Raw genomic sequence first — 12036 nt, 5'->3', positions numbered from 1 at the left:
CAATGCCCAGATACCTCAGAATTCTGATTGCGATTCCACTGCTCGTGATCCTGCTGCCAATTCTGTTGTTAGTTGTCGGGGTGTGGCTGCTCTATCGCGTGGTGTGCTTGCTCTATGGCCTGCTGCTCAACGTAGTGGTTTGGATTTGCTGGTGCGCGCGCGGGCGATACGTCCTCTTAGTCTATTCGGAGAGTCCGCATTGGCACGACTACATCGAAGAGCACATCATCACGCGATTGCCGCGATCGACGGCCATTCTCAATTGGTCGCAAAGACGGTCTTGGAATTCGGGCACTTTGCCGGTACAGCTCTTCTCCCATTTTGCTGGTGATCGCGAGTTCAACCCCATCGTGATCGTGTTCGTCCCACTGCGTTGGGCGAAAACCTTCCGGTTTTGGCAACCGTTCCGGGACCACAAACACGGGAAATCGCAACCGCTCGAAGACGAGTCGCGTCGTCTGTTCTCGTACCTGTCACAGCACAGCATTGGCGATGCGTCGTTGCAGAGACCGCAGTGATCACGGCGTCAACTGGTCTCTCCTGCGGCTGCGCCGCCCCGAAAGAATCTTTCGGGGCCACCCTGCGCGTTTGCCTGAAATTCAGCAGTGTCATTGGCATGGCCAAATAACAATCGTGATGCCGTTAATGATCTCTACCCTAACAATGCGCGATGTGATCTGCGAGAATTGTTGCCTACAGAGTTCGGTGAAGGTTGCGGACATCAATTGCCGAACCGTCGGGCTTTAGGCAAAAGAGAAGCGGAACTATCGCCATGGTTTATTCACGTCTCAATGTTGTGTTTGGTGTCGTGTTTTGCGGATTCCTATTGGGGAGTTCCAATGTGCATGCTGCTCCTCTATGGGTTGATCTTTCGCAGGCTGTTGTCGTTTCTGCGGGACAGGGTGATGAGACCGAGGATGTGGCGGCGACCATCTTGGTGGAAGAGCTTGCGAAACGATCCGGCATTCAACTCAAGATTCAGCAGACTTGGCCGGAATCCGATCGACCGGTGATTGCCATTGCAACGCGCAACACAAAGGCGGATTGGTCGAATCGCATTCCTCGACGTGACGATCTGAGGCTTCCTGAAGCGCAGTCGGAAGGTTTTGCGATTCGGGTTGTGGACGATCCAAACAAAAAGTCGCCTGCAGTCTTTATTGTGGGGGCTGATTCCCGGGGGGCAATCTATGGGGTGGGCCGCCTTTTGTGTGAACTCCATTGCCGCAAAGGAGAAATCAAACTCGATAAGGCTTTGCAGATTGCCACAGCGCCCGAATATCCCCATCGCGGGCATGAAATGGGCTACCGGGCGCTCTCGAACAGTTACGATGCGTGGTCGCGGGCGCAGTACGATCAGTACATCCGCGAACAGGTTTTGCTCGGCATGAATTGCGTGCAGAATATTCCCTTTCAAGACGGGCGCACGAACGAGTTGATGCAGTATCCGAGGCCGGAGATGAATCGGATCATCGGCGAAATTTGTGACCGCTACGACGTCGATTATTGGGTGTGGACGCCGGTGCAATTCTCGTTGACGGATCAGAAGCGCCGCCAAGCTGAACTCAAAAAGCACGCGAAGTTTTATGAATCGACGCCACGGTTGGATGCCGTGTTTGTGCCGGGAGGGGATCCGGGCGACAATCCGCCGGAATTGGTGATTCCCTTCATGGAAGACTTGGCAAAGTTGCTGGCGAAGTCTCACCCGCGTGCCAAAGTCTGGGTTTCATTGCAGGATTTTGATGAACCGAAGATCAAGTTCGTGATGGATTACATCGCGCGGGAGCAGCCCGATTGGTTGGGCGGAATTGTGGCCGATACTTCCGCGCTTTCTATTCGTGAGACGCGGATGCGTTTGCCGAAACGCTATCCGGTGCGGTCCTATCCCGACATCACGCACACCGTCGAATGTCAGTTTCCCGTCAGTTGGTGGGATCCCGCTTATGCGGTGACGTTGGTTCGCGAATCGACCAATCCGCGGCCGGTGGCGTATTCGACGATCTTCCGCCGTTTTGCACCGCACACCGATGGTTTTGTGACTTATTCCGACGGCATCAACGACGATGTCAACAAGGCTGTCTGGAGCATGCTAGGGTGGGACTCTCAACAGGATGCGCGTGAGATACTTGTGCAATACGCGCATTTTCATTTTGGGGCAGAAGCTGCTGAGTCGATTGCGGACGCATTACTGGGACTAGAAAACAATTGGCAGGGCAGCTTGGCTGAGAACGCCAGTGTTGATGGCGTATTGGCACTCTGGCAACGTTTGGAAGAGCAACATCCAGAATTGTTGAAGAACTGGCGGTTTCAGCAACATTTGATGCGTGCGTATTATGACGCTTATACCCGCCACCGACTGCTCTACGAAACCCAGCTTGAACAGGAAGCCTTGCAGACACTGGCTCAGGCACCAAAATTTGGAGCCTTAACAGCGATGCAGCGTGCTGAACGTATTTTGCAGCGCGTCGTCTCCGCGCCTTGCCGACCGGAACTTCGGGCACGGATTGATGATCTGGCCGAGGAATTGTTCCGCTCGATTGGTTATCAGACGAGCGTCGAAAGATTCGGAGGCAGCGGCGCGGAACGTGGCTGTGTGATGGACTTTGTAGACCGCCCGCTCAATGACCGCTGGTGGCTGGAAGCGGAATTCGCGAAGATTCGCAAGATAAGCCGCGAGCAGGATAGAGTGGCGCGGCTGGATGTGATCCGTACGTGGGAAGATCCCGGTCCGGGAAGTTTTTACGACGACATCGGGCATGTTGGAAAATCTCCACATGTCATTCGCGGTGAAGCAATCAACACCGATCCCGAGGGCCGACATGCCTGGAACCCAGGGCATACGTGGGTCGACGAAGGCCGGAGCCGGCGGCGGCTGTCATGGCTGCACCACATGCGCTGGCCGGTGGGGGTCGACTACGATGGATTGGACCCCGATGCGCGTTATGTTGTGCGACTGACCGGGCAAGGTGAGTCGCCTTTACGAGGTGACGGCAAGAAACTGCCTGTCACCAAACGGGGGAGTCAAATTGGAGAGTTCCAGGAATTCGCGGTTCCGGCAGAGTTGACCGCCGATGGCGCCCTGCGTCTGACTTGGGATCCCGTCGACGAAACGCATGTGCCTTGGCAGAAACGGTCACACTTGGCTGAAGTCTGGTTGCTCAAACAATAGCGAAACGGGCAGCAGTTTTTCCTCAGCAAGCAATCGATGCAACCATGAACATCGCGGCCCCTGAAATCGACCAACGCCACAAGGACAATCGCACTTCGATGCGCGAGGTTGTGTTTGTTTCGTTGGTGTTTGCCGGGATGGGCGCGATCACCTGGGCCATTCGCGGGACCGCCGGTTGGGGCGGCATGGATGGAACCCTGGTGCCGGGACTGACCTGGGGCCTGTTGTGGTGGTACGTCTGCTGGCGAAAAGGAATTGACGCCCGTGGGATTCCGTTGTGGTTGGGGTTGGGAATTACATTGGGCGGCGAGTTGGGGTACGGTCAATATGTTTCGTGGCTACGCGGTGAATTCAGCGTCGGCGATGAAATTCTGCCCATTTCGCAGTGGCTCAGCTTGACTTGGTTTGGGATTTGCGGAATCGGTTGGGCCGCTCCGGGGGGAATTGCCTTGGGTTGGGCGCTCGCCGGGAGAAAATCGCTGGGCGTCTGGCTGGCTCGGCTGGTGGTCCCACTGGGATTTGCGTTTCTCACACGCATCGCGATACAAACATGGCCTTGGCTGTTCTTTCCCAAATGGGATCTGGGTCTGTACGTTGCGGAATTGAATGCAACTGGTGCCGCGGAAACATCCACAGACTCACAAGGGACCATGCTGGCAATTTGGTTCTTTTGCGCGTCGTTGTGTGTGGTCGTATGTGTTTTGACAGCGAAGGTCAGATTGCCCCAATGGATCGCGCGGGGAATTCTCATTTCTGCCGTGGGAATCGTGAGTCTGTTGCTGTTGCCGGTTGCGCAGTGGTTATTCTTTCCCAACGACGAACTTGGCATGTTCGCCGGGCCACTCGGCGGCCATCTGAGTCGCACCGTGTATACCAATTCGCAAAACATGATCGTCGTTGGCTGGTGGTTGGGCGCGTTGCTTGTCGCAGCCCTGAATCGCGATCGACAGACATTGTTGGCCGGATTAGTGATTGGGGCTGGTTTTGGTGTGGGATTTCCGCTGTCGGCGCTGTGGTGCCTGGGGTATCAATACGACCCCGGTTTGGTCGATTGGTGGAAAATGTGGGAACTCCAGTCGGGATTCAACTTAGGTTTGCTGTATGTCGCCGTGCTTTACTGGGCGGTTGCAGAGGTCGAGAAAAAAGGTGTAAAAATCTCCGGCATCGAACGTTCGACTTACCAAAAATGGTGTGAGACGACGGCAGCTGCGACGGGCGTCGCACTGATCGTGCATGTCCTTTCTCGCGATTATTTTTTGAGCATGGGCATTTTCTTGGCGATTCTGTATGTCGTCCCGATGATGCTCACGGCATGCTACAAGGAAGCGGTTGGTGATCGGCAGCGCGGTGTTTCTTTTGTTTACAGCGTGTTTCTTTTGCTGTTTATCATGGCCTGGGGAGCATCCGAACGGGAAGGAATATTGTTGGGGCTGTATGATCCCCAAGCCGTTGACCAGTACGCTTGGCCGACAGCGCGGAAGATTATTTTCGCTCCGGTGGGTATCGTGATCGTTGCAGCTGGCCTCTTCCAGACGTGGCGAGCCATTTTTTATCCACCGATTGGAAGACCTTCCAGCGCTGCGGCGCCGCTCATTAGCGCGCGACTTGTGGACCTGATGACTTTTACCGGAGTCGTCGGCGCCATCTCCATCTGGCCGGCAAAGATTGGTGCCTGCTATGCGATCGTCCTTTGCCTCGTATTATTCGCTTTCAATCGGTTAAATCTTATGAACAACCGGTTGACGACGGATGCAGCGGTGAAAAGTTGTTGAATTGACTAGAAACTCACGGAAAGCGGGAGTCTGCCCTGCTTGCTTCGAAACAAAGGCCATTCCATGAGAATTGAATCGAAACCCCTGGTGCTAGTTATGACCCTGCTGGTCTTCTCGGGTTGTGATGCGGCCAAAATGGCACCGGGCCCGGATGAACAACCGGAGGCGACTGATGCGCCGAACACAGAGAAGGAGACCAGAGCTGCAATCGAGGAACTGGGAGGTTCGTTCTCGCCGGACAATAAGGGGCTCGACCTCAAATCCTTGCCGATCACAAATGCAGATTTAAAACGCCTGCAAGGGCTCACCGACCTGCAGTTTCTCGACCTAAATAACACACCGATCACCGATGACGGATTGAAACACCTGAAAGGTCTCACCAATTTGCGAGACCTTTATCTCAACGACACTGCCATCACGGATGCAGGTCTGGAACACCTCAAAGGGCTGACCAGTTTGCGCACGCTCAGACTGTATGGGACTCAAATCAACGGCGCGGGACTCGAGCACCTCAAGGGGCTCACCGACTTGAGAACGATCAACCTCAACGGCTTGCCGCTGAGTGACGCAGGGCTGGAGCACCTCAAGGGACTCTCTAGCTTGGGCACACTCTACATTTCCGGTGAACAGGTCACTGACGTGGGAATGGCACACCTCAGAGAGTTGCCCAGGCTCAGCACGCTGAATCTGACTGGGACGCAGATCGGCGATGCGGGTTTAGAACAGCTCCAAGGGTTCCCCAGCCTGCAATTTCTCTATATCGACGATACTTCGATCACCGATGACGGGCTTCAATATCTCAAAGCGATGCCTCAACTGAAACGGCTCACTCTCGACAATACACAGGTCAGTGATGCGGGGCGTAATGATCTGAAGGCAACAGTGCCCGCCTATGCGAAAGGCAGACGGTAGCGGATGCTCCCTGGGCAACAGGTGCCCCGCAAACTTGCCTTCAATTCCCCGTTTTGTCTTCTCCGTAGGGTGACCGTACGACTTTGGGGTCGGGGTACGTCCCTTCGTTTCGTTGACTTTGGCCACGTAGTTTTTTAACGTGATGAATCATTCGAGGGTCTCTCAAACTACCCTGTGACACCGACGTTAGCGAAAACAACCTGAAAGGTACCGACCATGGCGCGCGACGTGACTCTTTGCACCGGCCAGTGGGCTGATCTTCCTGTCGAGGAACTCTGCAAAAAAGCGGCTGATTTTGGCTACGACGGGCTGGAACTCGCCTGCTGGGGCGATCACTTTGAGGTCGATAAAGCCCTTTCGGACGATACCTATTGTGCCCGCAAACGCGAACTATTGGAAAAGCATGGCCTGAAGCTGCATGCGATCTCCGCCCATCTGGTTGGCCAAGCGGTGTTGGATGTGGTCGATGAACGCCACAAGAGCATTCTGCCGGAGTATGTTTGGGGCGATGGCGATCCTGCTGGAATCAACGAACGTGCCATCGAGGAAATGAAGAACACAGCCCGTGCCGCTCAGAAACTGGGCGTCGATGTCGTCAACGGGTTCACCGGATCGAGCATTTGGCATCTGGTTTACGACTTTCCGCCGATCCCGCGGTCGATGATCGACGCCGGATTTGACCTGTTGGCCGAACGTTGGAACCCGATTCTGGACGTGTTCCAAGAGTGCGGAGTCAAGTTCGCCTTGGAAGTGCATCCTGGGGAAATCGCGTTTGATATTTATTCCGCCGAACGTGCCTTGGCTGCTCTGGATGGCCGCGAAGAATTCGGTTTCAACTTCGATCCCAGCCACTTGATCTGGCAAGGGATTGATCCGGCGGAGTTCATTCGTTTCTTCCCGGAGCGGATTTACCATGTGCATATGAAGGACTCGGCTGTCACGCTCAATGGTCGGACGGGGATTTTGTCGAGCCATTTGTCGTTCGGCGACGAGCGCCGCGGTTGGGATTTCCGCAGTGTTGGCCGTGGTGGTGTGCGGTTCGAGGAAATCATCCGTGCCCTAAACCACATCAACTACACCGGCCCGCTGTCGGTGGAATGGGAAGACACCGGGATGGAACGCGAAGCCGGCGCGCGGGAAGCCTGCCAGTTTGTGAAAAACGTCGACTTCTCCCCATCAAACATCGCCTTCGATGCCGCTTTTGATAACTAAGCGAACGTAGAACAATTTTCGTTCACAACCCCGGTCCACGTTGTGTGTGCCGGGGTTTCTTGATGCGCGGGTCGTTTTCGAAGTATGGGATTGAATTCTTAGCCACAGATCGAACACAGATTAGTCACAGATGGAATCGAGTGAAGCAAAGCTTCGCGAAGGTGGGTTCATAAACGGAGTTTGGGAACGAGGGGAAAGGTTTTAGCCACAGAGTATTCAGAGACCGCAGGCTTTAGGCTGTAGACCTTTGGAAAAGACCTGATTAGCGAACGCCAAATCCTATGGTCTACAGCCTACAGTCGAATTTCCTCTGTGAATTCTGTGGCTAAGAAAACCTCCCGCTGTCCATGCCTGTCGGGGAATCGCAGCTTGACGCAACCTACAACGCGTACTAAGTTTCCGTGACATGTGCGCTGTCACTGCTGTGCGCACGTTGTAGTTAATACAACCCGTTTATCCCCACCCGACTTTCCCCTGACTTCTGGATTGCCGAACTATGACCGTTCCGTTGGATCAAGCCATTGCGGACAAAACCGCTAAAATTGGTATTGTGGGTTTGGGCTACGTCGGACTGCCGTTGATCCGTGCGTTTATCGCCTCCGGATTCGACACGATGGGCTTTGATGTCGATCAGCGCAAAGTGGATCTGCTGAAAGCGGGCAAGACCTATATTGATCACATCAAACCGGAGTGGATCCAAGAATGGACCGCTTCGGGGAAATTTGAGCCGACCGCCGATATGGCGCGGCTGGCGGAAGCCGATACGCTGCTGATTTGCGTACCCACGCCGCTGTCCGACAGCCGCGATCCTGATCTGTCGTACGTCGAAGGGACCGCCAAGCAAATTGCCGCTGTGTTGCGTCCGGGGCAATTGGTGATTCTGGAAAGCACGACCTATCCCGGCACCACCCGCGATGTGTTGTTGCCGATCCTATCGGCTTCGGGATTGGAAGCGGGCAAAGATTTTTATCTGGCCTACAGCCCGGAACGCGAAGATCCCGGCAACCTCGATTTCTCCGCCGATGGGATTCCCAAAGTGGTCGGGGGGATCGACGAGACGAGTTCACGGCTGGCCAAACTGCTGTATGATTCGGCCATCGTGAACACGGTCCCGGTGTCGTCACCGGAAGTTGCCGAAGCGTGCAAGATTTTGGAAAACACTTACCGGGCGGTCAATATCGCGCTGGTCAATGAATTGAAGATGCTGCTCGATCGGATGGACATCGACGTCTGGGAAGTCATTGATGCGGCCAAGACCAAGCCGTTTGGTTTCCAGGCATTCTATCCCGGACCCGGTTTGGGCGGTCACTGTATTCCGATCGACCCGTTTTACTTGAGCTGGGTCGCTCGCAAGGAAGGCATGCAGACGCGGTTTATTGAGTTGGCCGGCGAGGTCAACACGCACATGCCGCAGTACGTCATCGATCGACTGGCGCTGGCGCTCAACGAGCATGGTAAGCCGATCAAGGGGAGCAAAATTTGCGTGTTGGGCGTCGCCTACAAAAAAGACGTCGACGATCCCCGTGAAAGCCCATCGTTCGTGCTGATGGACCTATTGCGGGAACGGGGAGCGGTACTGAGCTACAGCGACCCACACGTCCCCAAACTGCCGCAAATGCGACACCACGACGTCCCGGATCTGAGCAGCGAAGAACTGACGCCGGAGTTCCTCGCGTCGCAAGACTGCCTGCTGATTTCGACAGATCACACACGTTTCGACTACGATTCCATCGTGCGACACGGGCAATTGATCGTCGATACACGCAATTCGACGAAGAATGTGGTCGATGGGCGCGAGAAGATCTGGAAGGCTTGATCCTGTTCCTGATTAAATGAGCCACGGATGAACACGGATCAAACACGGATGTTGGCGCCGCCGTTCGTCAACTCCCATACCGACCGCTTGCGGTCGCATTGTGCGATGCTGGTATTCAAATTGTGACGGTACCAATATCTGTATTAAGCGGCTACCTGATCGACGGCTACTGATTTTTCAGGGGCTCCCAAATTTCTCCATCCATTCCTTCGCAACTAACTGAACAAGCGGATGTGCGTCCGTCACTCGCTTAGCGACTGCTTGTTGGGTCTCAATGTCGGTGGCACCAATATTCCACAGCGCGCTAATTGCAGCAACTCGGACATCCACGAAATCGTCGCTAAGCGCGGCACGAAGTTGTGGCACGGCCGAAATTGCCGCGCGGCCGAATCGACCAATGCTCTTCGCTGCAGTCGCACGAACCGCGACATGCGGATCATTCAAGAGGCGGCCCAGCGCAGGGAGGCAGATGGTAGGATTTCTGCGAATCGAGCCAAGGGCATTCGCGATCGACTGGCGGGTTTCAGGATCGTCATCATTCATCGATACGATCAGGTCAGGGATCGTCTCTTCAGCTTGGCGGCCAAACCTTTCGATTGCTCGGATGATTTGCGGAGACGCCGTTTGTCCTCGAAATGATTCGACCAACCCATCCAGCGCTGCTGGTCCGATCGCCAAGAATGTCTCCTGAGCTTCATGTTCGTCCAAGGTGCTCCGGTACAGTTCTATCAGCGACGGAATCGCCGGCTTCGCTTTCACTCCAAATAGCCTGAATGTATTGAAAATCCGGGCATCACTAATTAGTTCGAAAGCCTGTTTGTCTCATCGCAAGAACGTCAATAGATCGGGAACTAGAGGCTCTGCCTCCGGACCCAGGACATCCAGAAAATCAAAGGTGACGTCGCTGTTTTTATTTGGTTCCTGCAAAGGTTGCGCTAAGACTTCAAATGCCGTTGGTGGCGAATCGGGATCAATGCATGCCAGAACTCCGGCCGCATACAGCTTTGCCAGCCCGTCTCCGGAACGCAACAGTTTTCGCGCTGCCGGGATTGCCCCGGACGCATGCTTGCCGAGTTGCGCGAGCACAATCGGCTCATGAATTCGACCGACGTCCTTCGTTGTAGACAAACGACTCATGGCCTGAATGAGATCAGGGACAATCGGCTCGGCGGCTGCATCGAAGTGCACAAGAGCATCGATGATTCCTGTTTTGCTTGGTAATTGTTCGTCGTGATAGGCCGCTAGGAGCGCTGGAACGATGACTTGTTTCTGATCTTGGAATTTTGATAGAACGCTCGCTACGAGGTCTATAAGGTCAAATTGCACAACAACGTCATGGCCCACCAGTGCATAGCGACCACGGTCATGGAGTAGCGGCAGCAGAGATTGTGTTATTGTTTTCGTAGGTTTACCAATCTTTCCCAGAGACACGACTGCGGCCGCGCGAACATCGGGGGACTCGTCTTTCAGGGCGGCAATCAACGCAGGGACACCGGTCTCGGCATGTGCTGGATACGCCCCCAAGCCTGTTGCGGCACTCTCGCGAACGTAAGGATTCTCATCGCGAAGCATCTTCTTCAATGACGGGATCACAGTCGTTCCATCACGATCGATCTTCGCCAATGAGTCCGTGATCTCCGACCGCAAACTCCATGAGTCCACGTCCAGGTTTCGAATGAGAACTGGAAGTGCAGTGCGGGCTGGAGGGCCGATCCGTTTCAGCCCTTGTACCGGCAGCCACCGAGACTCCGCGTCGGTCGTCTCGACCGCCGCCGTCAAAGCTGGAACAGCCTCGATCCCAATATTAACGAGCGCACGCATCGCGTACCCGCCATACGTCTCACGGTAAGGGAAAGCATCCTCAGGAATTCGTTGGTCACTAAGTTGCTGAATGAGTTTCGGAATTTGCTCGCGGTCTTCCGGGCCAGCCGCTTCTGGGATCGGTTCAGCCCCATGCGTGGGCGACACCGATAAGCAGTACAGAACAGCCAAGCACAAAGCGATTCGATGCATCACGAACTCAACATCCCACACGGGTTGGAGGATTACCCATTCATTGTATCAGCACCAACCGTCTAGGAACATCCCGATAGCGTCTCAGTCGGCAGGACAAGTATGAGCCTGCCCTACGACTACCTTCAAAGGCGACCGCATGCGGTCGCCTCTCGCAATCCGTGTACTGGTAAATCGAGCGACAGACCTAGCAGCCCGTTGAAAAAGGGTGCCACTGGCGGCTTGTCCGCCAGTGCAAACTGTGTGGCAAGCAAAAACACTGCTGGACAAGCCAGCAGTGGCACCCGACTCGCGAATGTTTTTGGTTTTTCAACGGACTGCTAGGCGTCGCCGACTTACCTCTCCGGCCCCTGCGAGAGCGCTAGTAGCAGGTTTACGCCGTTGAACAACGCGTGCATTAGTACGTTGGTTAGATAACTGCGGCGGCGGTAGTAGATGTAGCCTAGGATCAACGAGAGTGGGATCAACGGTAGTGGGTCGGGCCAGGAGTTGGCGTGGATGGCGGCGAAGGCGATGGCGACCGATACGATCGCTGTGGAGGGGGAGACGCGGTCTTGCAACCAGCCTTGTAGGATCACGCGAAATAGCAGTTCCTCGCAGAGCGGTGCGGCGACCAATACGGCTAACGTGATCCAGGCAACCGTTTGTACCGAGGGATGGTCCTGCAACATGCGGATGAGGGGGTGGCCGTTGTTCGCTGTGCGGAGCGGCTCGATCAATAGGCTCACAATCCACACGGGAAGTAGGCTGGCGAACAAACCCCACAGAGCTGCTTTAAAATCGCCTCCCCATTGGCCGGGCAAGGGGAGTAGATCGCGCGGCTTGGCGCCGGCGGCAATGACCCACAGTGGAATCAACAAGGCACATTTGCCCAGCCCAGAATACGTGCCGGCTTGAATGCGGGTGAGGGGACTCGATTCGCTGTTCAGACCCAGCAGAGACACGACGGCCGTATCAACAAACACCCAAATGCCCAGTGCCGCCAAGATCGTCCAATGGTCCCAGCGGACCGGTCGTGGTTCGCATTGCTGTAGCGGCAGGCGGCCCTGTGTGAATTCGCGCACGGCGGTTGCCCAGACAGCGGCACTGATGAATCCGGCCAGCGTCATCAACAGTGGAATGAGATCGTCGAAGGGATACATACG

General features: G+C 55.2%; 9 protein-coding genes. 6 read left to right on the top strand and 3 right to left on the bottom strand.

The annotated features are described in order from the left end of the window. Window positions 1–2 precede the first annotated feature (2 nt). From Mal52_RS26515 to Mal52_RS26490, 6 genes are all read left to right on the top strand, one after another. Window positions 3–518, top strand: a complete 516-nt coding sequence (locus Mal52_RS26515) for a hypothetical protein (RefSeq protein WP_145379690.1) — start codon at window positions 3–5, stop codon at window positions 516–518. Between the two features lie 254 nt (window positions 519–772). Next, on the top strand, window positions 773–3166 hold the full coding sequence (locus tag Mal52_RS26510; RefSeq protein ID WP_197534482.1) for a beta-N-acetylhexosaminidase family protein: 2394 nt from the start codon (window positions 773–775) through the stop codon (window positions 3164–3166). Between the two features lie 44 nt (window positions 3167–3210). Continuing rightward, complete coding sequence (locus Mal52_RS26505) at window positions 3211–4938, top strand: hypothetical protein (RefSeq protein WP_145379689.1); 1728 nt, start codon at window positions 3211–3213, stop codon at window positions 4936–4938. A 96-nt stretch (window positions 4939–5034) separates the two neighbouring features. After that, entirely contained in the window at window positions 5035–5850 is an 816-nt protein-coding gene (locus tag Mal52_RS26500; protein ID WP_231962738.1) for a leucine-rich repeat domain-containing protein, read from the top strand. 216 nt (window positions 5851–6066) lie between these two features. Next, complete coding sequence (locus tag Mal52_RS26495) at window positions 6067–7062, top strand: sugar phosphate isomerase/epimerase family protein (RefSeq protein ID WP_145379685.1); 996 nt, start codon at window positions 6067–6069, stop codon at window positions 7060–7062. Window positions 7063–7558: 496 nt separating this feature from the next. Then, window positions 7559–8878, top strand: a complete 1320-nt coding sequence (locus tag Mal52_RS26490) for a nucleotide sugar dehydrogenase (protein ID WP_145379683.1) — start codon at window positions 7559–7561, stop codon at window positions 8876–8878. Window positions 8879–9055: 177 nt separating this feature from the next. On the opposite strand, the gene Mal52_RS26485 is transcribed toward Mal52_RS26490, so the two are convergent. From Mal52_RS26485 to Mal52_RS26475, 3 genes are all read right to left on the bottom strand, one after another. Then, on the bottom strand, window positions 9056–9637 hold the full coding sequence (locus Mal52_RS26485) for a HEAT repeat domain-containing protein (RefSeq protein WP_145379681.1): 582 nt from the start codon (window positions 9635–9637) through the stop codon (window positions 9056–9058). 63 nt (window positions 9638–9700) lie between these two features. Further along, entirely contained in the window at window positions 9701–10891 is a 1191-nt protein-coding gene (locus tag Mal52_RS26480; protein ID WP_231962736.1) for a HEAT repeat domain-containing protein, read from the bottom strand. Between the two features lie 335 nt (window positions 10892–11226). Next, window positions 11227–12033, bottom strand: coding sequence for a CPBP family intramembrane glutamic endopeptidase (locus tag Mal52_RS26475; RefSeq protein WP_231962734.1), 807 nt, complete (start codon window positions 12031–12033; stop codon window positions 11227–11229). Window positions 12034–12036 lie beyond the last annotated feature (3 nt).

Source organism: Symmachiella dynata (assembly GCF_007747995.1).
Classification (GTDB): domain Bacteria; phylum Planctomycetota; class Planctomycetia; order Planctomycetales; family Planctomycetaceae; genus Symmachiella; species Symmachiella dynata.
This window is presented reverse-complemented; position numbering and strand designations above follow the sequence as displayed.